The sequence below is a fragment of the Truepera radiovictrix DSM 17093 genome (assembly GCF_000092425.1).
In the GTDB taxonomy this organism is placed as follows: Bacteria; Deinococcota; Deinococci; order Deinococcales; family Trueperaceae; genus Truepera; species Truepera radiovictrix.
This window is the reverse complement of record NC_014221.1, coordinates 1495306-1518560: the sequence shown is the minus strand read 5'-3', so window position 1 is coordinate 1518560 and position 23255 is coordinate 1495306. Positions and strand designations below refer to the sequence as shown.

Annotated in this window: 24 protein-coding genes; 7 read left to right on the top strand and 17 right to left on the bottom strand. The window is 69.7% G+C overall.

Annotated features, from left to right (window positions below):
• Nucleotides 1-22: 22 nt before the first annotated feature.
• A protein-coding gene (locus tag TRAD_RS15680) for an IS5 family transposase (RefSeq protein ID WP_148221177.1) occupies nucleotides 23-882 on the top strand; the annotation gives its coding sequence in 2 pieces (ribosomal slippage) (nucleotides 23-377 and nucleotides 377-882; 861 coding nt in all).
• Between the two features lie 79 nt (nucleotides 883-961).
• Here the strand turns inward: TRAD_RS15680 and TRAD_RS07040 are convergent.
• From TRAD_RS07040 to TRAD_RS07020, 5 genes are all read right to left on the bottom strand, one after another.
• The gene (locus TRAD_RS07040) at nucleotides 962-1756 is read right to left on the bottom strand and encodes an ABC transporter permease (protein WP_013177910.1); all 795 of its coding nucleotides are present in this window, start codon (nucleotides 1754-1756) and stop codon (nucleotides 962-964) included.
• Nucleotides 1753-2595, bottom strand: a complete 843-nt coding sequence (locus tag TRAD_RS07035) for an ABC transporter permease (RefSeq protein WP_013177909.1) — start codon at nucleotides 2593-2595, stop codon at nucleotides 1753-1755. Before TRAD_RS07035 ends, TRAD_RS07040 begins: the two co-directional genes overlap by 4 nt.
• The gene (locus tag TRAD_RS07030; protein WP_013177908.1) at nucleotides 2592-3671 is read right to left on the bottom strand and encodes an ABC transporter ATP-binding protein; all 1080 of its coding nucleotides are present in this window, start codon (nucleotides 3669-3671) and stop codon (nucleotides 2592-2594) included. The genes TRAD_RS07035 and TRAD_RS07030 overlap by 4 nt, the downstream gene beginning before the upstream one ends.
• A gap of 1 nt (nucleotide 3672) precedes the next feature.
• Nucleotides 3673-4737: an ABC transporter substrate-binding protein gene (locus tag TRAD_RS07025; protein WP_013177907.1), complete on the bottom strand. Its 1065-nt coding sequence runs from the start codon at nucleotides 4735-4737 to the stop codon at nucleotides 3673-3675.
• A 77-nt stretch (nucleotides 4738-4814) separates the two neighbouring features.
• Nucleotides 4815-5963, bottom strand: coding sequence for an aminotransferase-like domain-containing protein (locus TRAD_RS07020; protein WP_013177906.1), 1149 nt, complete (start codon nucleotides 5961-5963; stop codon nucleotides 4815-4817).
• A gap of 124 nt (nucleotides 5964-6087) precedes the next feature.
• Between TRAD_RS07020 and TRAD_RS07015 the strand changes: the two genes are divergently transcribed.
• From TRAD_RS07015 to speB, 4 genes are read left to right on the top strand one after another with little or no spacing between them, the layout of a single operon-like run.
• Entirely contained in the window at nucleotides 6088-7371 is a 1284-nt protein-coding gene (locus TRAD_RS07015; protein ID WP_013177905.1) for an amidase, read from the top strand.
• Nucleotides 7296-7520 (top strand): amidase family protein, encoded by a 225-nt coding sequence (locus TRAD_RS16795; protein ID WP_425358647.1) that lies wholly within the window; start codon nucleotides 7296-7298, stop codon nucleotides 7518-7520. Before TRAD_RS07015 ends, TRAD_RS16795 begins: the two co-directional genes overlap by 76 nt.
• The gene (locus tag TRAD_RS07010) at nucleotides 7517-8044 is read left to right on the top strand and encodes an Lrp/AsnC family transcriptional regulator (protein WP_013177904.1); all 528 of its coding nucleotides are present in this window, start codon (nucleotides 7517-7519) and stop codon (nucleotides 8042-8044) included. Before TRAD_RS16795 ends, TRAD_RS07010 begins: the two co-directional genes overlap by 4 nt.
• A gap of 13 nt (nucleotides 8045-8057) precedes the next feature.
• Complete coding sequence (gene speB / locus TRAD_RS07005; RefSeq protein WP_013177903.1) at nucleotides 8058-9023, top strand: agmatinase; 966 nt, start codon at nucleotides 8058-8060, stop codon at nucleotides 9021-9023.
• 72 nt (nucleotides 9024-9095) lie between these two features.
• Here speB and TRAD_RS07000 read toward each other — a convergent pair whose 3' ends face one another.
• From TRAD_RS07000 to TRAD_RS06980, 5 genes are all read right to left on the bottom strand, one after another.
• A complete protein-coding gene (locus TRAD_RS07000; protein WP_013177902.1) occupies nucleotides 9096-10505 on the bottom strand; it encodes a dipeptidase in 1410 nt (469 codons plus the stop codon).
• 42 nt (nucleotides 10506-10547) lie between these two features.
• Nucleotides 10548-10988, bottom strand: coding sequence for a heat shock protein transcriptional repressor HspR (locus TRAD_RS06995; RefSeq protein WP_013177901.1), 441 nt, complete (start codon nucleotides 10986-10988; stop codon nucleotides 10548-10550).
• A gap of 39 nt (nucleotides 10989-11027) precedes the next feature.
• A complete protein-coding gene (locus TRAD_RS06990) occupies nucleotides 11028-11963 on the bottom strand; it encodes a DnaJ domain-containing protein (RefSeq protein ID WP_013177900.1) in 936 nt (311 codons plus the stop codon).
• 118 nt (nucleotides 11964-12081) lie between these two features.
• Nucleotides 12082-12864 (bottom strand): SDR family oxidoreductase, encoded by a 783-nt coding sequence (locus TRAD_RS06985; protein ID WP_013177899.1) that lies wholly within the window; start codon nucleotides 12862-12864, stop codon nucleotides 12082-12084.
• Nucleotides 12861-14942, bottom strand: a complete 2082-nt coding sequence (locus tag TRAD_RS06980; RefSeq protein WP_013177898.1) for a 3-hydroxyacyl-CoA dehydrogenase NAD-binding domain-containing protein — start codon at nucleotides 14940-14942, stop codon at nucleotides 12861-12863. The genes TRAD_RS06985 and TRAD_RS06980 overlap by 4 nt, the downstream gene beginning before the upstream one ends.
• 581 nt (nucleotides 14943-15523) lie before the next feature.
• Between TRAD_RS06980 and TRAD_RS06975 the strand changes: the two genes are divergently transcribed.
• Complete coding sequence (locus TRAD_RS06975; RefSeq protein ID WP_013177897.1) at nucleotides 15524-16405, top strand: diacylglycerol/lipid kinase family protein; 882 nt, start codon at nucleotides 15524-15526, stop codon at nucleotides 16403-16405.
• A 58-nt stretch (nucleotides 16406-16463) separates the two neighbouring features.
• On the opposite strand, the gene TRAD_RS06970 is transcribed toward TRAD_RS06975, so the two are convergent.
• Nucleotides 16464-17546: a [LysW]-lysine hydrolase gene (locus TRAD_RS06970; RefSeq protein ID WP_013177896.1), complete on the bottom strand. Its 1083-nt coding sequence runs from the start codon at nucleotides 17544-17546 to the stop codon at nucleotides 16464-16466.
• A gap of 322 nt (nucleotides 17547-17868) precedes the next feature.
• Here TRAD_RS06970 and TRAD_RS06960 point away from each other — a divergent pair, with 322 nt between their 5' ends.
• Nucleotides 17869-18306, top strand: coding sequence for a type II toxin-antitoxin system VapC family toxin (locus tag TRAD_RS06960; RefSeq protein ID WP_013177894.1), 438 nt, complete (start codon nucleotides 17869-17871; stop codon nucleotides 18304-18306).
• Nucleotides 18307-18455: 149 nt separating this feature from the next.
• Here the strand turns inward: TRAD_RS06960 and TRAD_RS06955 are convergent, their stop codons facing one another.
• The 6 genes from TRAD_RS06955 to TRAD_RS06930 all read right to left on the bottom strand — a co-directional run bounded on the left by TRAD_RS06955 (nucleotide 18456) and on the right by TRAD_RS06930 (nucleotide 23187).
• A complete protein-coding gene (locus TRAD_RS06955) occupies nucleotides 18456-19661 on the bottom strand; it encodes an aspartate aminotransferase family protein (protein WP_013177893.1) in 1206 nt (401 codons plus the stop codon).
• Nucleotides 19662-19668: 7 nt separating this feature from the next.
• The gene (locus TRAD_RS06950; protein ID WP_013177892.1) at nucleotides 19669-20133 is read right to left on the bottom strand and encodes an NUDIX hydrolase; all 465 of its coding nucleotides are present in this window, start codon (nucleotides 20131-20133) and stop codon (nucleotides 19669-19671) included.
• Nucleotides 20133-20936, bottom strand: coding sequence for a [LysW]-aminoadipate kinase (locus TRAD_RS06945; RefSeq protein ID WP_013177891.1), 804 nt, complete (start codon nucleotides 20934-20936; stop codon nucleotides 20133-20135). Before TRAD_RS06945 ends, TRAD_RS06950 begins: the two co-directional genes overlap by 1 nt.
• A complete protein-coding gene (locus tag TRAD_RS06940) occupies nucleotides 20933-21340 on the bottom strand; it encodes a type II toxin-antitoxin system VapC family toxin (protein ID WP_013177890.1) in 408 nt (135 codons plus the stop codon). The genes TRAD_RS06945 and TRAD_RS06940 overlap by 4 nt, the downstream gene beginning before the upstream one ends.
• Nucleotides 21337-21627, bottom strand: a complete 291-nt coding sequence (locus TRAD_RS06935; RefSeq protein ID WP_013177889.1) for a ribbon-helix-helix domain-containing protein — start codon at nucleotides 21625-21627, stop codon at nucleotides 21337-21339. The genes TRAD_RS06940 and TRAD_RS06935 overlap by 4 nt, the downstream gene beginning before the upstream one ends.
• A 117-nt stretch (nucleotides 21628-21744) precedes the next feature.
• Nucleotides 21745-23187 (bottom strand): chlorohydrolase family protein, encoded by a 1443-nt coding sequence (locus TRAD_RS06930; protein WP_013177888.1) that lies wholly within the window; start codon nucleotides 23185-23187, stop codon nucleotides 21745-21747.
• Nucleotides 23188-23255: the final 68 nt, after the last annotated feature.

The window sequence follows — 23255 nt, the reverse complement described above, 5'->3', positions numbered from 1 at the left end:
ACTGATGTTTTAGGGTAAAGGCATGGCACGGACGGACTTAAGCGAGAAACAGTGGCGAGCGTTAAAAGCGCATTTACCTGCGAATCCCCAACGCGGCCACGCCTACGTTGACCATCGCCGAGTTATCAACGGCATTTTGTGGCGGCTCAAGACTGGAGCACCTTGGCGAGATGTTCCTGAGCGCTACGGAGCCTGGCAAACCTGCTGGGACCGGTTCACGAGGTGGGAACGTAGCGGTGACTGGCAGCGCATCCTACAAGCCCTTCAAGCGCATGCCGACGCCACAGGCGATATTGACTGGGACGGAGCGGCCTTGGACAGCAGTCACATCAAAGCCCACCGGAGCGCTGCAGGTGCGAGAAAGCGGCCCGCCGAGGGCGAAAAAAGGGGGGCTTGACAGATGAGTGGTTAGGCCACTCGCGTGGCGGGCATACCAGCAAAGTTCATGTCTGTGCTGATGGGAAGGTTCGCCCCCTGTCCCTTGTCGTGACCGCCGGGCAACGCAACGATGCCGCTTGGTTGGAGCGGGTGCTCGACGAGATACACGTACCACGTTTAGGTAGAGGGCGACCCCGAAAGCGCCCCTCACAGCTCCGCTTGGACCGGGCTTACAGCTTTAAGAAGCAGCGCCAAGGGTTGAGGCGACGGAACATTCGCTGTATCAGCCCTGAGCGAGAAGACGCCAAAAAGCACCGGCTCGCCAAGGGCTCCAAAGGTGGGCGTCCACCTGCTTTTGATACCAAGGCGTACAAGGGGCGCAACGTCATTGAGCGCTGCATCAACCGACTTAAAGACTTTCGTGCTGTAGCAACCCGCTATGACAAGCGGGGTCGGAACTACCTCGCGGGCGTGCTTGTCGCCTCCATTATCCTCTGGCTCTAATCAGTCAGACAGACCCTAGCGCCGCCCTAAGCGAGAGCGCCAGGGCCGCCCGGGGCGGCCCTGGCTTTTGGGTGCGCGCCTACTCGCGGCTGGGGTCGGCGCCCAACAGGCGTGGCAGGTCGCCGAAGCGCCCGACGGCCCCGAAGATCACTACAGCTGCCAGAAAAAAGATGAGCGACGCCGAGGCCATCACCGGCGAGTAGCCGTAGCGGAGGCTGTTAAAGATCTTGATGGGCAGCGTCTCCACCGTAAAGCCCACGGTCATGTAGGCGATCAGGTACTCGTTAAGCGACAGCACGAAGGCGAACAGGTACCCCGCGATCACGTAGGGCCGGACGAACGGGAAGATCACGGTCATAAAAACCGTGCGCGGGTCCGCCCCCAACGTGCGCGCCGCTTCGACCATCTGGGGGTTTAACGTCTGCAACCCCAGGGTGATGGTGGCGAGCGGCAGCGTGGTCAAAAAGATCGCGTGCGAGAAGACGACCGTGTGCGGCCGGCCGTAGCTCTGCAACAGCGTCCAGAGGACGAGCGCGCCCAACGCGGTGATCACGGGCGGCAAAGCGAAGGGGACGAAGCCGGTGAAAAGCAGCAGCCGCGCGTAGCGCGAGCGCCCCTGCCACGCCGCGTAGGCTACCGGCAACGCCACCGAGACCGCCACGAGCGCGGCGAGAGCGGCGATCCAGACGCTATTGAGGGCCGGCAACCACCACTCCCGCGCGGTAAAAAACGCCCCGTACCAGCGCCCCGACACCCCTTGCGGGGGGAAGAAGAGGGTGTTGCGCGCGTTTAACGACACGCCGAAGATCACGGCAATGGGCAGCAGCAAGTAGACGACGACGAGGCCGAAAAAAAGCCGTTGCAAAGCCCTCACGAGGGCTCCTGCGTGCGGCCTAAGCGCGCGGCCAAAAGGGCCAGCACCCCACTGACCAACAGCAGCACCACCGCGAGCGCGGCGGCGAGCGGCAGGTTCGACTGCAACACCGCTTGGTCGGTGATGTGTACCGGCAGCGTCCACTGCGCGGGCCGCCCCAGAACCTGGGGGATGACGTAGGCGCCGAGCACGAAGACGAACACGAGGATAGTGGTGCCGACGATCGCCGCGCGCATAAGAGGCAGCACCACGTTCCAGAAAGCCAGGAGCGGCGGCGCCCCGAGCGTCCGGGCGGCCTCGACGTAGTCGGGGCTCAGCCGCGAGAGCGTCGGGTAGAAGGTCAGCACCGTCAGGGGCAGGGCGACGAAGACAAAACCCGCCAGGGCGGCGCCGAACCCGGGGCTCCAGGAGACCGCTTGCGGCAGCCAGCCGAGCGCCACCAAGAGGTTTGACAGCCCCGAGGTGCGCGACAGCAGGAGCGACCAGGCAAAGGCGATGATCACCTCCGAAAGCGACAGCAGCGCGAGCAGCAACACCAGGTAGGGCACCTGGCGGCGGCGGGGCTTGCGCGTGAGCACATAGCAGAAGGGAAAACCGATGAGGACGCTTAGCGCCGCTGCCAACGCGGCGAGCCCAAGGGTCACGGCGAGGCGCTCCAGGAAAAAGGGCGAGAGCGCGCGGGCGTAGGCGTCTAGCGCGAAGGCGGGCCCAGGCAGCGCCCCCTGGACGCGCCGAAAAAAGCTCACGGCGACGGTTGCCCCGAGCGGCAGCACGAAGAGCACGCCGAGCATCAGCGTGGGGTAGAGGAGCCACCAGCGCGCGCGCGGTGCGGGGGTCATGCGGCGAACACCGTGCAGCTCTCCGGCGGCAAGCGCACCCAGACGGGCGCGCCCACGGGGAACTCGAGCGGGCTCACCGCGATGAGCTGCACCCCGGCGACCTCCACGTAGGTCTCCGTGCGCTGCCCGAGGTCGCGCACGAAGCTGACGCGGCCCTGGGGCGCCCCCGAGGGGGGCGGCGCGGCGAAGAGCTCGAGCTTTTCCGGGCGGACCGAGAGGGTCACGGCGTCGCCCTCTCGGGTGCCGGCGGGGAGCGTCAGGGGGAGCGTCACCCCGAGCGCCCGCACCCCCTTTGAAAGGGCCGTGGCCGGCACGAAGTTGTTGCTGCCGATAAAGTCGGCGACGAAGCGGTTGACCGGGCGGTGATAGACCTCGAGCGGCGGCCCCACCTGCTGCACCCGCCCCTCCCCCATCACCACCACGAGGTCGGCCATCGTCATCGCCTCCTCCTGGTCGTGGGTGACGAGCACCGTACTCACCCCCAGACGCCGCTGCAGCTGCTTGATCTCGACCTGCATGGCGCTACGCAGTTTGGCGTCGAGCGCCGAGAGCGGTTCGTCGAGGAGAAAGAGCGCGGGCTCGAGCGCGAGCGCGCGCGCCATCGCCACGCGCTGCCGCTGCCCCCCCGAGAGCCGGCCCACGGGGCGGTCGCCGAGACCCTCTAGGCGCACGAGCGCCAGGAGCTCGTCGGCGCGGCGGCGGCGCTCGCGGGCGCCCACCCCGCGTACCCGCAGGCCGTAGGCGACGTTTTCGGCCACGCTCAGGTGCGGGAAGAGCGCGTAGGACTGAAACACCATCCCGATCCCGCGGCGGTGCGCGGGGACGGCGCTGAGGTCGCGCCCCCCCAAGAGGATGCGCCCGCTGCTCGGCGTTTCGAGCCCGGCAATCAGCCGCAGCAGGGTCGTCTTGCCGCACCCCGAGGGGCCCAGAAAGCAGGTGAGCCCACCCGCGGGCAGCTCGAGGTGCACGTCGTCGAGCGCCACGGTGGCGCCGAAGCGTTTGCTCACCCCGCGGATGGCGAGCGCTTCGGCGCGCCGCGGCGCCTCCGCTCGCGTGGTGGCGGTCGCGGCGCTCACCCTAGCTGGTGATCCGCTCCGTCCAGAGCTGGTTGATGGCGTCGCCGCGCTCCAAGTAGAGCTCGTACTTGGGCACGATGGGGTCGATGTCGCTCGAGACGCGCGCGAACTCCTCGTCGGAGAGCCCCAAAAAGGTGCGCTCCACCGTCGGCGCGGTCCCCACCTGGCGCGCGACGAGGTCCTGGACGCTCGGCTGCGAAAACCAGTTGATAAACGCCTGCGCCTCCTCGAGCTTGTCCGAAGCGCGGCTCACGGCCCACGACCCCCAGTCGAGCACCCCGCCCTCTTGCGGAAACGTCGAGCGCACCGGGAACCCGTCCGCGGCGGCCAAACCGGTCACGTCGTGGTAGTACTGGCCCATCGGGATCTCCCCCGACTGGAGCGCCTGCTGAAACTGCCCCTCGTCGCGGTACCAGAGCTGCACGTTGCCTTTGAGCTCCTCGAGCTTGGCGAACGCCGCCTCGAGGCCTTCGTCGGTGTCCAGGGCGTCGGTGCCCCCCAAAAAGGTGCGGGCGGTGATCTCGAGCAGAAACGAGTTGGTGGCCAGCGCCAAGAGCCCGAGCTGGTTGGGGTGATCGCCCCAAAACTCGGCCCACGAGGTCGGCGCCTCCGGAAAGACGTCGGTGTTGGTCACCAGGGTGATAAACCACGACACCGCCCCGACCCCGACGAGCGCCCCCTCGGCGTCGCGGGTCTGCAGGGGTGGGCGGACGTACTCGAGGTTGGGCAGCGCGCTCTCGTCCAGGGGCGTCCAGAGCCCCGCGGCGGCCCCCCGCCGGAGCGGCACCTGCGCCATCATCGACACGTCCGCCGGCGCTTGGCCCGCGCGCGCGGCGGTCTCGAGCTGCACGAGCCACGCCTCGCCCGTCGGCACGGCGACCGACTCGACCCGAATCCCCGTCTCCTCGGTAAAGCGCGGGAAGACGTGCGCGTCAAATGAATCCTTGAAATAACCGCCGTAGACCCCAACCCGGAGGCTCCGGTCTTGCGCCAGCGCCAGCGAGCCGCCGAAGCCGATCGCGGCGGCGCTCGCCCCTAGAAGTTTGAGAAACGTGCGACGTTTCATGAACCCTCCTCAGCCATGCCTTGATGCTTTGGTGTCGCGCCCTTTTGCAGCGGCCGCTCCCTGCGCCGACGCACCGGTTACGGGGGTAAGGCGGCCGCTAGGCGCTCCGCGGCCTCGCGCAGCAGCGCCGGCGGGTAGGGCGCAAATGAGAGCCGCAGGGCCGACCCGAAGGCACCGGTGGGCGAAAAGTGCGGCCCCGGAAGGTAGTCGACCCCGCACCGCTGGGCGCGCGCGCGCGCCGCTGCGCTGCTCTGCCCGGGCAGCTCGAGCCAGACGAAGTAGCCCCCGTCCGGGTCGCTGCAACGCGCCGCCGGCAGGGCGCCGCGAAGCGCCGCACCGAGCACTGCGGCGCGCTCGGCGAGGGCGCGCCGCAACCCCTGCAGGTGCTCGCGCAGAGCGCCCTCCGCGACGAAAGGGTAAGTGAGCGCCCCGACGAAGGGGTTTAGCCCGCCCCCGCTGCGGAGCAGCCCACTGCGCTCGAGCCGCGCGCAGAGCGCCGGGTCGGCCTCCAACCACCCGAGGCGCAACCCCGGCGCGAGGATTTTGGAGAACGAGCCCAAACTCACCACCCGCTCGGCCCCCTCGCGGGCGAGCGTCGGGGGCGGCGCGCCGGCAAAGCCGAGGAGGCGGTAGACCTCGTCGGCGACCAGCAGCGCCCCCGAGCGCGCGCAGGCCTCTAGCAGCCGCTCCCGCTGGGACGCGTCCAACGTCTCCCCGGTCGGGTTGGCGAAGCTCGGCACCAGGTAGACGAGCTTCGGGCGAAAGCGCGCCAGCGCCGCCTCGAGCCCCTCCAGGCGCGCCTCACCGGGGGGCAGGCTAACGACCTGCAGGCGGTGATCGCGAAACACCGCCAGCGCCAGGTGGTAGGTGGGGTCCTCGACCAGCACGCGGTCGCCCGCTCTCGTAAAGAGGGTGCAGAGCAGAGCGAGCGCTTGCGACGCGCCCGCGGTGATAAAGAGCCGCTCGGGCCGCGGGCGCGCCCCCTCGGGCGTCGCGGCTTCGGCCGCCAAAAAGGCCGCCACGGCCTCCCGCAACCTCGCGTCCCCCGCTTCGGCGCCGTACTGCAGCGGCGACACGTCGGCCGCCTCGAGCGCCGCGCGCATGCGCGCCAGCAGCGCCCTCGGCAGCAGGTCGGCGCTGGGGTGGCCGCGGGAGAGCTCGAGGACGCCAGCGCGCGGAGCGCCCGACACCGTCACCGCAGCACCCTGGGTCTCAGGAGGGCTCACCGCAGCACCCTCGAGCCGGCCACAACCACCGCGTGATCATGGCTGAACATAAAGGATTTGCAGTTTTCTGTCAATATCCCTGCAGTTTTTGCAAAGGCCTTCGTTTTGAGGTATGGTGGCGAGCATGACGCTCGCCGAGTACGCCGAACACGACGCGACGGCGCTCGCTGCGCGCCTCGCGCGCGGCGAGCTGAAGCAGCGCCAGGTCGCCGAGCTCGCTCTCAGCGCCCTCCGCCGCGTCAGAGCGGCTCTGGGGGCGGTGGTCGACATCTACGACGACGTCCCCCCGACCCTCCCCGAAGCGCCCACCGGGGTGCCGTCTGCCCCCTTCGCCGGCGTCCCCTTTCTCCTCAAAGACCTCGGCACGGCGCAGGCGGGGCGCCCGCAGACGTGCGGCAGCCGCCTCCTGCGGGGCCGGGTGGTGCGGGACACGGGCGCCTTGGCGCGGCGCTTCGCCGAACTCGGCCTCGTGACGCTCGGGCGCAGCGCCACGCCCGAGTTCGCCCTCTCGCTCTCCACGGAGTCTCAGCTCTACGGCAGCGCGAAAAACCCCTGGGACCCCACCCGCTTGGCCGGCGGCTCGTCCGGGGGGGCGGCGGCGGCGGTCGCCGCGGGCGCCGTACCGGTCGCGCACGCCACCGACACGGCCGGTTCGATCCGCATCCCGGCGAGCGCGTGCGCTCTGGTGGGGCTCAAACCCACGCGCGGGCGGCTCGTCGGCAACCCCACGGGCCCCTCGCCGCTGCGGGCGATGGACACCGAGTTCGTCGTCAGCCGCTCCCTGCGCGACGCGGCGGCGCTCTTTGGTCTCCTCGACCGCTTCGGCGCCCGGGCGCAGCGCACCCAGGGGCTCAACGTCGCCGTGACCACCACCCCGTGGGGGGGGTACGCCATCGACCCGGAGGTCGAGGCGGCCGTGTGGGAGGTGGCGCGCGAGCTGCAGGCGCTCGGCCACCGCGTCGAGGTGGCGAGCCCCCGCTTCGACTACGACCGCTTCGTCGCGGCCGCCACCGTCGGTTGGGCGGTGGGGTTCGACACCTACTTGGAGGCTCTCGCCGCCGAGCTCGGACGCCCGCTCGACGCGTCGCAGCTCGAGGGGGTGACGCTCGCGCTCTACAGAGCGGCCAAGGGGCTGAGCCCGGCGGCGGTCGCCCACGCGGAGGCGGAGGCGCGCGCCCTCTGCCGGCAAGTCGCCCCCTTTTTTCGGCGCTACGACCTCCTCGTCACGCCGACCCTGCTCCACCCCCCGAACCCCTCGGCGTCTACCACCAAGACCGCACCGACCTCGACTTCGAGGGCTTTTTCCGGCTCTGCGACCGCGCAGGGGTCTTTCTGCCGCTCTTTAACCTCACGGGCCAACCCGCGCTCTCGCTGCCGCTCGCCTGGAGCCGTGCGGGGCTGCCCCTAGGCGTGCAGCTCGTCGCGCGCAGCGCTCACGAGGAGACGCTCCTTAGCGTCGCGGCCGCCCTCGAGGCGCGCCGCCCCTGGCAGCACCGCCGCCCCCGCTGGCACGTAGGACACGCCAGCGACGCGCCTACCCCGACGGGGGCGCCGTGAGCTCGCGGCCGCTCGACCAGGTCGACCTGGCGATCTTGCGGCAGCTCCAAGACGACGGGCGCCGGTCGTTCACCGACATCGCGAGCGCGCTCGGCCTCTCCGTCGGCACCATCCGCAACCGCTTCACCCGGCTCCTCGAGGACGGCACCCTGCACGTCATCGGCCGCGCCGACCCGCACCGGGTCGGGTTTCACGCCCCCGCCAATGTCCACATCGCCGTGCGCCCGCCGCAGCTGATCACGGCGGCGGCGGCGCAGATCGCCGACCTGCCCGAAACGAGCTACGTGGCGATCGTCTCGGGGCCTTACGACCTCGAGGTCGACGTCATGTGCCGCGACCTCGCCCACCTCACCGAGCTCGTCACCGAGAGGCTCCCGCGCATCCCCGGCGTCGCCGACACCCACACGAGCCTTATCCTGCGGGTGGTCAAGTACGCCCAACCCAACCTCGAGCTGCTGCACCCCGAGGCGCAAGGCGCCGCCGAAGGGGACGCCGACACCACCGACCCCAACCCCTCGCCGTAACCCAGGAGGTCCCATGCCCCGCTACCGCCCCCCCGACGCCATGGTCTACCCCCGTTTCGAGGGGATCCGCACCTTTATGCGGCTGCCGCACGTCACCGACCTCGCTGGCGCCGGTATCGACGCCGCCATCGTCGGCGCACCCTTCGACACCGGCGGCACCTACCGCGTCGGCGCGCGCTTCGGCCCCGCCGGCATCCGCCATGAGTCGATGCTGCTGCGCCCCTACCACCCCGAGCTGCGCGTCGACGTCACCGAGCAGCTCTCGCTCGTCGACTACGGCGACCTTCCCGTCACCCCCGGGTACTTAAGCGAGTCGCACGCCCAGCTCGAGCGGGGCGCTGCCGAGCTCGTCGCGGCCGGGGTCACGCCCTTCTTTCTGGGGGGCGACCACTCGGTGTCGCTGCCGCTGCTGCGGGCTGTGGCCCAGCGTCACGGCCCCGTGGGGCTCGTCCACATCGACGCGCATAGCGACCTCTGGGAGGGGTACTTCGGCGGCAAAGACACCCACGGCACCCCCTTTCGGCGGGCGCTCGAAGAGGGGCTCCTCGAGCCCGCCCGCTCCATCCAGATAGGCTTGCGCGGGTCCCTTTACAGCGCCGAGGACCACGCCCTCTCGCAGCGCCTGGGCTTTGAGATGGTCACCGCCCCCGAGCTGCACCGCGTCGGCGTCCAGGAGGTCGCCCGCCGCGTGCGCGCGCGCGCGGGCACGGGGCCGCTCTACCTCAGCTTCGACATCGACGCCCTCGACCCGACCTTCGCCCCCGGCACCGGCACCCCCGAGGTCGGCGGGCTGAGCAGCGTGCAGGCGCTAGCGCTCCTGCGCGCCCTCGCGGGCCTTCCTTTCGTCGCCTACGACCTCGTCGAGGTCATGCCCCCCTACGACGTCGCCGGTACGACCTGCTTGCTCGCCGCCAACTTGGTCTACGAGATGCTGGCGCTCGAGGCGTGCCGGCGTTTGGGGGCGGCCGAGGCGCGGTGACGCCGCTACGGGGCGGCGAACGCTGCCTTATGACGCCAGGCCCCAAGCGCAGCCCGCGCGCCTTACGGCCCCCTAGAGCGTAGCCAGCGCCCGAAAGAGCGCCGCGCTCGTCTCGATGCCGCGGTAGAGGTTGACGAGGTCGAACTTCTCATTGGGCGAGTGCGCGCGGTCGCTCTCTAGCCCCATGCCGACAAAGACCACGTCGGCGCCGAGGACCTTCTGAAAGGTGCTGCCGACCGGGATGGTGCCGCCCGTGCGAGCGAACACCACCGGACGGCCGTAGACCGCCTCCAAGGCGCGGCCCGCCGCCTGGACCGCCCGGGAGGTCAAGGGGGTCACGGCCGGGTCGCCGCCGTGCAGGTCCTTGACCTCGACGCTGAGCCCCTCCGGCGCGAGGGCTTTGAGGTAGTCGCTCAGCTTGCGGGTGATCTCCTCGGGCGTCTGGTTGGGAACCAAGCGGCACGAGATCTTCGCCATCGCCTGAGACGGGATGACGGTCTTTGAGCCCTCGCCCTGAAAACCGCCGCCGATACCGTTGCAGTCCAAGGTCGGGCGCGCCCAGAGGCGCTCTAAGACCGTGTACCCCGCCTCGCCGGGGAGCGCCGACACGCCGAGCTCTTGCGCGAGCGCCGCCTCGTCGAAGGGGGCGCGGCCGAACACCTCGCGCTCCTCGGGGGTGATGTCGACGACCGCGTCGTAAAAACCGGGCACCGCGACGCGCCCCGTTTCGTCGTGGAGCGCGGCGATCATCTTGGCGAGGCCGTCTATGGGGTTGGGCGCCGCGCCGCCGAACGCGCCCGAGTGCAGGTCCATCGCTGCCCCGCGCACCCAGACCTCGACGTAGGCGAGCCCTTTGAGGCCGTAGGTGATCGTCGGCGTCTCGGGCGCGGCCATGGCCCCATCGGAGATCAGCACGACGTCGGCGGCGAAGCGCTCGCGGTGCCTCTCGATGAGGGGCAGCAGGTTGGGGGAGCCGATCTCCTCCTCGCCCTCGAGCAAGAACTTGACGTTGACGGGCAGCGTGCCGGAGAGCGCCAGCAGCGTCTCGACGCCCTTGACGTGCGCGTAGAGCTGCCCCTTGTCGTCCGAAGCGCCGCGCGCGTAGAGCTTGCCGCCCCGCACGGTCGGCTCAAAGGGCGGCGCCGCCCACAGCTCCAAGGGCTCGGGCGGCTGCACATCGTAGTGGCCGTAGACGAGCACCGTCGGCAGGTCCGCCGAGACGCGCCGCTCGGCGAAGACGACCGGGTGGCCGGGGGTCTCGAGGCGCTCGGTTTTAAAACCCAGGTCGGCGAGCTTGTCGAGCAAAAAGTCGGCCGCTCGCCGCACCTCCTCCCGGCGTTCGGGGTCGGTGCTGACCGAAGGGATGCGGAGAAAATCGCTGAGTTCGCCTAAAAACCGCGCCCGATGGGCCTCGACGTAGGCGCGCACGTCGGCTGTTGGGAGCTCGAGGGGGCTTGCGGGGGGGGTCTGAGAGTGGGCCATGAGGCCGAGTATACCGCCGCCCCCCCGGGGCCCAGCGGGGAGTTACTCCGCGGGCTCGGCGACCTCGTCCGCCCCCTCTTTGGGGGCTTCGAGCGCCCCTTTGCTGCGGTAATCGGTGAGGCGCTCGGAGATCTCGCTCTGCAGCGAACCGATGCGGGTCTCCATCTGGCGCTGCAGCGCGTCGAGCTCGCGCCGCAACCGGATGATCTCCTCGACCCCGGCGAGGTTGACCCCGAGCTCTTGGGTGAGCCTACGGATCTCGCGCAGATGGTCGATGTCGCGCTGCGAGTAGAGCCGCGTCTGACCCGACGAACGGCTCGGTTCGATCAGCCCTTTGCGCTCGTAGAGGCGGAGCGTCTGGGGGTGCATGTCAACGAGCTCCGCCGCCACGCTGATCACGTAGAGCGGGCGGTCTCGGTTGTCACCCGCGTTGTCATCCGCCTCGGTACCTTTCGGACGCGGCGCGGCTTTTTTCCTCGGCATGTCCCTCCTTTCGGGCCGTCGCTAGGCCGTGACGCAACGTTACGTCAGCGCGCTCTTGACGCGGCGCCAGACCCCTCCCCAGAGGTCGACGTGCAGCGTGACGACGAGGTCGGCGCCCGCTAGGCCGCCGCGCGGTACGCGCAGGGTGTCGCCCGCCTTGGCCCCTTTGGGCACCTCGACCTGCACGCCCAAAAACGACGTGCTGAGCCCGCCTCGCAGCTCGAAGGGCGCCAGCGTCAGCGTCGCGCGGAGCGTGCCGTCGGGTTCTAGGCGCACCCCTTCGGGCAAGATGAGCTCGAGCTGCACGTACGCGTCCCCCGGGGGGCGGCCCGGCCCGCCGAGCCCGCGGAGCCGCAGGCGGGCGTCGCCGCGGCGGTAGGGGGGGACCGCGACCTCGACCTCGTCGCCGCCGCGCAGCACCCCACGGCCCGCGCAGCGCTCGCAAAGCCCGCTCTGGGCGCGCCCCGAACCGCGGCAGGTGGCGCAGACGCTCGGCCCCGGGATGCGGACGCGCCGCCGCGTCCCCGTGCGCGCTTCGGCGAGCGAGAGCGCGAGCCCGACCACGCGGTCCTCGCCGGGCAACAGCCCCGACGAGCGCATCATCCCCGTCATCACCCCGAACAGGGCGTCGAAGACGACGTTGCCGGTGCGCGGCACCCCACCGCGCTGGCTCCAATCGATCTTGATATCAGCCTCCTGAAAGACCGTCTGCCAATCGACGGTCTCGACGGTCGGCCGGCTCGCCGCCCCCCCCGCGGTACCGAAGCGGTCGAAGCGCCGCCGCGCCTCGGGGTCCCGCAGCGTCGCGTAGGCTTCGGAGATCTCCTTGAAGCGCTCCTCGGCCTCCTTGTCGCCGGGGTTGCGGTCGGGGTGGTACTGCAGCGCGAGGCGCCGGTACGCCGCCTTGATCTCGGCGGCGTCCGCGTGCTTAGAGACGCCCAGCACGTCGTAGGGGTTACGCAGCGTCCTCGTCACATCGCCTTCAATAATACATTATGTGAGTCTGCAAGAGTCAAATCCACCGTCACGTTCGCGCGTCCGCCGCCACGCTGAGCGCGCCTCGGGCAGCCTAGCATACGCGCCGCGCGGGCGCTTAAACCACGCTGAGGCCGCCGTCGACGGCGATGTTCTGCCCCGTGATGTAGGCGCCCGCATCGCTCACCAGCAGCAGCGCCGCCCCCTTGAGGTCGTCGCCCGACCCCAACCGGCCCAGCGGGGTGCGCGCGACGATGTGCGCTTCGGCCCGCTCGAGCGTGCCGCGCGTCATCTTCGTCGGAAAGTAGCCCGGGCAGAGGCCGTTGACCGTCACCCCGTAGGCCGCCCACTCGCTCGCGAGCGCGCGCGTCAAGTTCACCACCCCCCCCTTCGAGGTGCTGTACGCCAAGGTCGGCGTGAGCTGCGGGTCGCCGCCCTGCAACCCGGCGACCGAGGCGACGTTGAGCACGCGCCCGCTCCGGCGCGGGAGCATGCTGAGCCGCCCGACGGCCTGCGTCACCAAAAACAGCCCCGTCAGGTTGAGGTCCAAGACCTTGCGCCACGCGGCCAAGGGGTGCTCGGCGGTCGGGGCGCCCCAGGTCGTCCCGGCGTTGTTGACCAAAATGTCGACCTTGCCGCACGCCGCGAGCACCCCCTCGACCATCGGCGCGACCGTGTCGTGGGCGCTGAGGTCGTGCTGGACGGTCAGAACCGACACTCCGCGGGCCTCTAGGTGCGCTTTGGCCGCCTCGAGCTCGTCCGCCTTGCGCGCCGTCAGCACGAGCTGCGCCCCGTACTCGCCGAGCGCCTCGGCGATGCTGAGCCCCAGACCGCGGCTGCCGCCTGTAATGAGCGCAACCCGCCCCGAGAGGTCGAAGAGGTCGTGGAGCGTGCGCGTCACGCGCGCGCCCCCTCGCGGTCGAAGTCGGCGAAGGTCTCCCCCGCGTCCGCCAGCCGCACAAGAAGCGGCGCGGGCGTCCAACCGAAGCGCCGGATGTCGGCGAGTACGTTCCCCAGACCCTGCACGTCGGCGTGGTGCAGCGGGCCGCCGCGGTAGGCCGGAAAACCGTAGCCGTAGCGGTAGATAACGTCGATGTCGCCCGCGCGCGCGGCGACCCCCTCCTCCAAGATGCGCGCCGCTTCGTTGACGAGCGTGTAGAGGAGGCGCTTGGTGATCTCCTCTTGGCCGAGCGTCCGCGGCGTCACCCCGCGCTCGGCGCGCAGCGCGTCAATGAGCGCCGCGACCTCGGCGCTCGGCACCCCCTTGCGGCCCTCCGGGTAGTCGTAGACCCCCGCCTTCGTCTTCTGCCCCTTGCGGCCCCGCTCGACGATGCGGTCTAAAAGGTCGTCGGGTTTGGGGGCGCCGGCGAGCTTCGCGCGGTGCTGCCGGATGGCGTAACCGATGTCGAGCCCGGCGAGGTCACCCATCTCAAAGGGGCCCATGGGCAGGCCAAAGGCGTGCATCGCCCCGTCGACCTCGTGCGGCGCGGCCCCCTCCTCGACGAGCCGCTGCGCCTCGCGGACGTAGGCGTGGATCATCCGGTTGCCGACGAAGCCGTCGCACACGCCGACGACCACACCGACCTTGCCGAGGCGTTTGGTGAGCTTAAGCGCGGTCGCCAGCACCTCCGCGCTCGTGCGCTCGCCGCGGACGATCTCGACGAGCTTCATGACGTTCGCGGGGCTGAAAAAGTGCAACCCCAAGACGTCCTCCGGGCGCGAGGTCGCAGCGGCGATCTCGTTGACGTCCAGGGTGCTGGTGTTCGTCGCGAGGATCGCGCCGGGTTTGGCGAGCGCGTCGAGGCGACCGAAGACCTCCTTTTTCACCTCCATGTCCTCGAAGACCGCCTCGATGATGAGGTCAGCCTCGGCGAGCGCCGACGGCTCCAACGTCGGCGTGAGGCGGCCCAGGCGCGCCGCGACCTCCTCGCCGCTAAGCCGCCCCTTGCGGGCGCTCGCCTCGTAGTTGGCGCGCACCGTGGCGAGGCCGCGCTCCAGAGCCCCCGCGTCGGCCTCGAGCAGGGTCACGGGCACGCCGGCATTGAGAAAGCTCATGGCGATACCGCCCCCCATGGTCCCCGCCCCGACGACGCCGACGCGGCGCACCTCCCGGGTCGGCGTCTCCTTGCCCACGCCCGCGACCTTGGCGGCCGCGCGCTCGGCGAAGAAGAGGTGCCTGAGCGCGCGCGACTGCGGGCTCGAGCGCGCCTGTAAAAAGCGCTCGCGCTCGAGCCGCGTCCCCTCCTCGAAGGGCCGCTCGGTCGCCGCCTCGACGAGCTCGACGATGAAGTGGGGGCTTAAAAGCCCCTGGGCCCGCCTGTCGAGCTCCGCGCGGGCGGCCGCCACGGCCTCGGGGTCCGGCGCCGCGCGCCGCGCGCTAAGGCGCGGCAGCGGTCGGCGGTCGGCGACGCGCTCCGCGAACGCCACCGCCCCCGCCAAGAGGTCGCCCTCGATAAGTTCGTCCACCAAACCGAGCGCCGCCGCCTCGCGCGCGCCGATGGGCTCGCCCGAAAGCATCAGCTCCAGAGCCCGCTTTACCCCGACGGCGCGCGTCAGGCGCTGCGTCCCCCCCGCCCCCGGCAGGAGCCCCAGCTTGACCTCCGGCAACCCGAGCAGCGCGTCCGGCGCGGCGACGCGGTAGTGGCTCGCCAGCGCGACCTCGAGCCCGCCCCCCAAAGCCGTCCCGTGAAGCGCGGCCACCACGGGTTTATGGCTCGCCTCTAGCGCGGCCATGATGGCGGGGACGTCGGGGATCTTTTCGGCGGGTAGGTCGAAGGTTCTAGCGTCGGCGCCCGCGATAAAGGTGCGCCCGCCCCCCGCAAGCACCACCGCCCGCACGCTCGGGTCGGCGTTCGCCTCCCTAAGGCCCGCGATCAACGCCTCGGGCACCCCGGGGGAGAGCACGTTGACGGGGGGGTTGTGCACCGTAAGCACCCTCACCCCCCCTTGAGAGGTGCGTTCGACAAGCGGTTGAGACATCCCTAAACCTCCTCGTGTCGACCTGCTTGAGCGCAGCTGTAACGTACCGAAGCGGTGCTCGGGAGCCGCGCCGTTTCCGGAGCGGCACCTTTGACGTCACACCCAAACGGCCCTTCAGCCTCCCACTTTGACACAGCTGACAGAGCTCAGCGCGCGTGTCCCCTTGTGTCATGCTCGAAAAGGGTGTCCCGGTTATCTCGAGGTCGGCCCGAGCGGAGGGCGCCGCATGAGGGCGAGGAGGGGGCGCCTCGCGACGGTCATGAAAAGATGGGGCGACAAGCGCCGCTCCTCGACCTGTCAGCCGGAAGTACCCCGTCACGGTAAGCGCCCGTCGCCTCACCGGCGCTCGAGCTGCCCCCCTTGCGGTAGGCTGGCCGCTAACTGCTAGCCGACCGTTAGCCGACAGTTGGCCGTGCCATCCAGGGCTTGTCGACCGCTCCAGGCTGCTGGCGTCACGGCGTCATCGCAGAAGGGGTGCTGGAAACGCGCTTCGAGGCGCAACGGGTAAGACGCCACCCGCTAGGACCGCTCACCTGCTGCAACGACGTGCGCCGTGACGTGACGTGTAAAGGAGCAGGGAGGTGCGGGCAACGCTTATCTACAACGCCAACGCTGCCGCCACCGAGACGCTCGCTGCGGCCTCTATCGTGCGCACCCTTGCAACGATCGGCGTGAGCGCCAAAGTGCCCGCCATCAACGGCGAGCGCGACCTCAAAGACGCCTTACGCGACCCCGGCGACCTGGTCATCGCCGCGGGCGGAGACGGTACTGTGCGCGCTACCGCTCTAGCGCTCTACCACCTGCGCCGCAAGGTGCCCCTCGCCCTACTCCCCCTCGGCACGGCCAACAACGTCGCCCGCACGCTCGGCCTTACCGCACCGCCCCAAACCCTGCTCATGGGGCTCGCGAAACCGCGACCGCGCCCCTTCGATCTCGGGGTGGCGCGCGGCCCGTGGGGCACGGTGTACTTTTTGGAGGCGTTCGGCGCGGGCCTCTTGGCCCGCGGGTTCACCGACTACCTCGGTGCAGGGGCCAACGTCGTGCGCGCGGCCAGAGCCATAAGCACCCTCGCGAGCTACCGAGCGCAGCCGTGGAGCCTACAGCTCGACGGCGCAGACCTCTCCGGCCGCTATCTGCTGGTCGAGGTGATGAACACCGCCTCGGTGGGGCTGCGCGTGGCGCTCGCACCGGAGGCCGACCCCAGCGACGGCCTTTTTGACCTCGTGCTGGTGAGAGAGGACGAACGCGTAGGGTGGACAGCCTACGTCACCAGCCTCATCTCCGGACGGCTGGAGGCGCTCCCTAACGTCACGGTCACCAAAGGCCGGCGGCTCGAGCTGACCTGGGACGGCTCACCCCTGCACTACGACGAGGCGTCGTTGACGGGCGCTCAGGTCGACAGCACGCAAGTCCAGGTAAGCTCGCTACCGGGGGCGCTCGAGCTGTGGCTGCCGACCTTATGACCACTGCAACCAAAGCACCACCGAGTCGGCCTTTGGGTGCGAGGGCGCGCCGGGAGGTTTAGAGCGTCTCTGCGCTTCGGCCCACCTTGCGGCTAAGGTGCTCTAAAACCCCCTCCAACACGCCGACGGCGCGCTCTAGCTCCGCAAGTTCCACGTGCTCGTCCGGCGTGTGGTCCAAAGCCGAGTCGCCGGGGCCGTAGGCCACCATCGGCACGTCCCAAACGGGCGCGACCACGTTCATATCCGAGGTGCCGGTTTTGAGTTTCAGGCGCGGCGTCCCCCCCGCTTCGCGGATGGCCACGCGAAAGGCGCGCGTGAGCGGCGTGTCCTTGGGGCCGCGGTAGGGGACCTCGTGCCCCGTGAAGGTAGCGCGTAGGCCGGGGACGCCCGCGAGCAGCGCGCGCAAGGCCCCTTCGGCCCGCTCGGGCGGCCATGCGGGCGGCAGCCGCAGCCCGATGGTCGCCTCGGCGCGCTGCGTCAAACCGTCGCACTGGGTGTTGAGGCTCTGGAGGGCGAGCTGCACGCTGTCAAAGAGCCCCGCCCCCGAGGCCCCTTGCGCCCACCCCTTGAGGCCCTCCCACACCTCAAGCAGCGCCTCAGCCGCCGTGCTGCCCTCCCCCGCCGAGTGGAAGTTGGGCTTTTCGAGCGCCAGCTTGGCGACGAGCCGCCCCTTGTAGCCGAGCGTCACGGCGTCCCAACCCGAGGGCTCGCCAATGATCACCAGGTCGGGTTTGGGGAGCGTCACGAGCGCGTGCCGCGCGCCCTTGCTGGAGGGCGCCTCCTCCTCGACCGCGCCGATGAGGGTGACGCTGAGCGCCCCCTTGGCCGCCTCCGTGAGCCTCGAGGCCGCCGCTAGGGCCGCGCAGAAGGGGCCTTTGGCGTCCACCGCGCCGCGCCCGTAGAGCTTGCCCCCCTCCACGCGCACAGGCACCACGCCCGGAACGGTGTCGATGTGCCCTAGAACGTACACCTTGAAAGGCCCCTTACCGACGCGGCCGACCGCGTTGCCCGCGGCGTCGAGGTAGGCCGCGTCGCAAAACCCCGCCATCCGCGAGACCAGAAAACGCGCGACCTCGGCCTCGGCGCCCGAGACGCTGGGGATGGCGACGGCTTCGGCGAGGAGGTCGGCGACCTGCAGCATGGGGCCATCGTAACAGGAGGGGGCTCTAGGCATCAGCACATCAGCAGGTTGACCGCTTGATGCATGCTTTTCTACAGTAAGGTATGAGAACGACCCTCACCCTTGACGATGACGTAGAGAAGCGCCTTCGGCGCCTTCAAAAGGAGCGCGGGGAAAGCTTCAAGTCGCTCGTCAACCGCGCCCTACGCGAAGGGCTCGTGGCTCTCGAGCAGCCACGAGCCACGGACGCCTTTAGGACGCAGACGGTCTCTTTGGGAAGGGCGTTGGTCAACCTAGATAGCGTAGCCGACGCGCTCGAGGTAGCTGAAGGCGCCCACCACGGTTGATCCTGATCGACGCCAACCTGCTGATCTACGCCCACGTGATGGGCTCGCCTCAGCACCACGCGGCACACGCGTGGCTCGACGCGCAGCTCAGTGCGGGTTACCGCGTCGGGTTGCCCTGGCCTTCGCTGCTCGCTTTTTTACGACTGACCACCAACCCGAGGGTCTTTGAACGCCCCCTCACCGCAGCGGAGGCGTGGGCCCAGGTCGAGGCGTGGCTGAGCGTTCCCTCGGTTTGGCTACCCACCCCTACCGCAGAACACCCGAAGCTGCTGAGGGACCTCGTCACGCAAACAGGCGCCACGGCCAACCTCATCCCCGACGCCCACCTCGCCGCCTTGGCCCTAGAGCACGGCCTCACCCTGTGCAGCACGGATGGCGACTTCGGCCGGTTTCCTCGCCTTAAGTGGCGTAATCCTCTAGCAGAAGCGCCCTAGAGCGCTAGCACCCCACCTCGAGGGCGAACGACGCGCCTAAACGGAGGCGGTCTCGAACACCCCCTGCGCGCGTAGGAGCGCGTCGAGGCCGTCTAACAGGGCGTCTACGTGAGTCCTCGGCTTTCGAGCGCCGCCTCGCGCCTCCCCCGTCACGCGGGGTTCACCGCTTGCGCCTCCAGCACGCGGCCCAAGCGCGCGACCACCTCGTCGACCTCGGCGCGGGTGATGGTTAAAGGCGGCACGAAGCGGATGACCGTCGCCCCGGCGTTGATGACCAACACCCCAGCGCCCCGCAGCGCGGCGACGATGGGCGCCACCTTGAGCTTGAACTCGACCCCGATCATCAGACCGAGGCCGCGCACGGTGCGGATCTGCGGCGCGGGGAGCGCGCGCAGCCGCTCCTGAAAGTACGCCCCGACCTCCGCCGCGTTCTCGATCAGCCCCCGCGCCCGGAGCTCCTCTAGAACCGCCGCCGCCGCCGCCGAGGCGAGCGCGTTGCCGCCAAAGGTGGTGCCGTGGCCGCCGGGGGGCATGGCGCGCGCCACCTCATCCGTCATTAGCAGCGCGCCGATGGGCACGCCGCCACCCAAGCCCTTGGCGAGCGTCACCATGTCGGGCGCTACGCCGTAGTGCTCCGTGGCCAAGAACTTGCCCGTACGCCCGACGCCGGACTGCACCTCGTCCATGATGAGCAGCGCGCCGCGCTCACGCGAGAGCGCTCTCGCCGCCTCTAAAAACTCCGGCGTTGCCGGGTGCATCCCCCCCTCGCCCTGCACGGGCTCCAAAAACACCGCCGCCGTCTCGTCGGTCACCGCCGCCTCGAGCTCGCTCACGTTGTTGTAACCGACGAAGGTCACGGGGTAGGGGGAGGGCGCGAAGGGCTCGCGGTACTTGGGCTCCCAGGTGAGCCCGAGGACCCCCAAGGTGCGCCCCGAAAAACCGCGCCGCGCCGCCACGAAGCCCCGCCGGCCGGTCGCCGCGCGCGCCCACTTGAGCGCCGCTTCGTTGACCTCCGAACCCGAGTTGGCCATAAAGACCCGCGTCAAGCCCAGCTCGGGCGGCACAAACGAAAAGAGCAGCTCGTAGAACCGGACGCGGGCGTCGTTGGCGTGCGCCTGCGAGCAGATGATGAGCTTTTCGGCCTGCTCGGCGACCGCCCTAGCCAAGCGCTTGTTGCCGTGGCCGATGCTGGCAACCGCGATCCCCGCCATGCAGTCGAGGTACTCCCTGCCCTCGGCGTCGTAGAGCTTCACGCCGTCGCCGTGGGTGAAGACCACGTCGGGCTTCCAGAGGCCGGTGTGGTGCTCGGCGTCGCGCGCCAGAATCTCCTGCGTTTTCGTCTGCGTCTGTGACATGCCTCTCCTAGTTGCGGCTGACAACGTGCTCGAGTCCTAGCGGTAATGTTTGAAGACGTGAGGGTAAAAAAGGGGGTTGCAGATTGATGCTGCTAAGCTGCGTCAGCTCGAGCCACTCAAGGTCGATACCACCATCAGCCGCTGAAACGTCGCTTAGCGTCGCTGCGTCCGGCGGCAGCTCAACGTCATAGTACACGCACACCTCGTGGAAGCGTTTGCCGTCATGCCGAAAGAAGTTCTCGTGAAAGAAGACGGGGCGGTGGGCGCGGCATTCGGCCCCGAGCTCCTCCCGCAGCTCGCGTAGGAGGGCTTCTCGGGTCGCTTCCCCTTCCTGCACCCTGCCACCCGGTAAGAACCAGAAGTCCTGGTCACGAAGCCTGTTGACGAGCACGTTTCCTTGACGGCGGATGATAGCGGCGACGCGGAGGTTGAAAAGGTGCGCGCCCACCGTGACCGAGACGTCTCGCGGCATCAGCGAACGACCGTACCCCGCCCCGAGAGCGCCGCACGCACCGGCTGGCGGACTCGAGCGTCACCAAAGACCACCCGCTTCACCCCCCCCTGCACCGCCTCGGCCGCACCCAGGACCTTCTTTTTCATCCGGTCCCGCGCGAAGCCGAGGTAGCTCTCGACCTCACCAGCGGGGATCTCGGGGATAAGCGACGCTTCGTCCGGGAAGTCACGCAGCAACCCGGGGACGTTCGAGAGAAGCAGCAGCGCCTCGGCCTGAAGCGCGACCGCCACGGCCGCCGCCGCGCGGTCGCCGTCGACGTTAATGGCGACGCCTTCAAAAGACACCCCCGGCGGCGTCAGGACGGGTAGGTAGCCGCTCTCCAAGAGGAGCGTGAGGAGCCCCGTGTTCACCCGCTCGACGGTACCGGTGTGGTCGCCGCGCAGCACCTTGACCTTGCCGCCTTCCACGCTGCGCACCTTGTCCTTGTGCTTGCCCTCGAAGAGGCGGCCGTCTAACCCCGAGAGCCCGACCGCGTTCACGCCGAGGCGCTGGAGCCGCTCGACAAGACCCTTGTTCTGCTTGCCACAGTAGACCATCTCGAAGATCTCCAGGGTCTCGCGGTCGGTAAAGCGGCTCGTGTAGCCCGAGGGGGAGGTGACGAACTTGGGGGGGTGCCCGAGCGCCTCGGCGACGCGGTTCGTTTCGGCGCTGCCGCCGTGGACCAGCACGAGCCGCTGGCCCTCCCGCCAGAGCGCCGCGACGTCCTCGCACAGGGCATCGTAGTCGATACCCGTAGAGCCGCCGACCTTGACGACGATCACGGCAGCAGCTCCAGATGGCCGAGCCCCGCGGGGCGGAAGAGGCTGAAGTGACGGCTATCTAACGTCAGGATGCGGCGCAGGCGGTACCGTTCGGCGAGCGCGACGATCGAAGCGTCCACGAATCCGATGTGCGCGTCCCGGTACTGCTGCATGAGCGCGAGCGCGCGCCGCATGTCTTCGAGCTCGACCTGCACGAAGTCGTAGGCGCCGGTGACCGTGTCCTCTAAAAACGCTCGTGCCGTCTGGGCGCCCAACCGCGCGTTCGCCAGGTAGTCCACCTCACCGAGGATGGAGCTCGGCACGATGAGCACCTCTCGTTCTAGGAGCGACCTGGCAGCGTGGTGAAGCGCGTGGTCGGCGTCGAGCAGCACCAACACCCCGCTCGTATCGGCGAGGAGGCTCACCCTTGCGCTTCCTCGTCCCTCTGGCGCTCCCTCGACGCTGCCGTGACGCTCGCGTGCTCCTCCTCGTAAAGGCCACCCAGCAGCTCGTCTGTGCGCTCGGCGAGATCGGGCAGACCGCTCCGACCCATGCCGACGGAGCGGGGCAGGGGACGCGGCGTGCGCTGACGCTCGACGTAGCGAGAGAGCGCCTCACGCACGAGTTCGGCCTTGGGACGCCCTTGCTGCCTAGCGAGGTGCGCCAACTCGAGGTCGGTCTTTTCATCTACGTACACCGTCGTCCGTTTCATAGCGTATATGCTACCATACGCATCACCCCACGCGCCGAGGCTGCTTGCCCCCTTGCACCCCGCCGGGATCAACCGCGCGCTCCCGCTTCACGGCGCCCGCGGCTGCGCAGCCGCCATTTAGGCCTCACCCTCAAACGGCGCGAAGCTGGGCGGCGACAGCTCGTCCACAGTGCGCTCGGCCCAGTCGCCCGGCCCGAAGCGCGACCACACCCGCGCCGCCGCCTCGCGCAGCCGCGCCGTCACGGCCGCCTCGTCGACGGTGAGCACCCGCCCTTCCTGCATCACCCAGGCGCCGTCGATCATCACGGCCTTAAGGTCCTCGGCTTGGGCGCTATAGACGAGCGCGCGGATCGGGTCGCGGCAGGGGGTGAAACCGAGCCCCGTGAGGTCCCACACCAAAAGGTCGGCTTTGGCGCCGGCCTCGAGCCTCCCTAAGTCGGGGCGCTGCAGGGCTTTCGCGGCGTTGAGGGTCGCCGCGTTAAAGACGTCGGCGGCGGTCGCGCGCGCCGCCTGGCGGTGGGCGACCTTGCCCAGGATCGCCGCCCAGCGCATCGCTTCGATCATCGACTGCGGCGCGCTGTCGGCCCCCAAACAGAGGTTGATGCCGGCGTCTTGATACTTGGGAAAGCTCTCCATCACGATGCCGCTACGCGCGAACACCCAGGCGCAGTGCGCGACCGAGACGCCGTGACGGGCTAGGATGCTTAAGTCGTCGCCCGCGCACTGCACCCAGCTGTGCCCGGCGGGCAAGATGGCGTGGCCCAGGATGCAGCGCTCGCCTAAAAAACCGATCTCCTCCAGCCACTCGACGGGCGTCCGGCCGTGACGGCGCAGCATCTCGTCGAACTCGAAGACCGCCTGGCTGGCGTGCAGGGCCAGCGGCACACCGAGCGCGTCGGAGAGCTCGCGGCTTTTGACGAGCAGCTCGGCGGTGCAGGTGTCGACCTGCATGGGCGACAAAAAACCCTGGATGCGCCCCCCAGCCCGCCCGCCTAGCTGCTCGATGAGAGCGACCGCCCGCTCCAGGCCCTCCCAACCGGCCGCCTCGTCCCAGACGTAGCGGACGCTGCGCCCGTCGTCGGTGGTCCAGCGGCCCGAACGGTAGCCGTCGGCGATGTAGGCGCGCAGCCCCGCGCGCTCGGCGGCCTCGGCGGTGTAGGCGCCGACGAAACCGATCTCCATGACCGTGGTGGTGCCCGTGCGAATCAGCTCGAGCATCGAGAAGTCCACGCACGCCCGTTCGGCCGCCTCGTCCATCGCCCGCGCCTTACCCGGCAGCACGTCGACCAGCTTGGAGTTGGCGAACTCGCGCCGGCCGATGTCCTCGACGAGCGTCTTGTCGAGCGGCGACTCGAAGAGGTGGGTGTGGACGTTGATGAGCCCGGGGGTGACGAGGCAGTCCGTGGCGTCGATGACCTCGTCGACCGGCTCCGAAAAGCGCTTGCCGACGTAGTGAATGGTGTTGCCCTCGGTAACCAGGCAGCCCCCCTCGAGGATGCGGTGCTCCCCCCCTTGGCAAGCGACGATCGTTCCGGCGTCGATGCGGATGCGTTTGCCCATCCCCCGTTATACCTGCCCCACACCCCCCTGGGCGCCGCTAAGCTCATAGAACGCGCGAACCACGGACC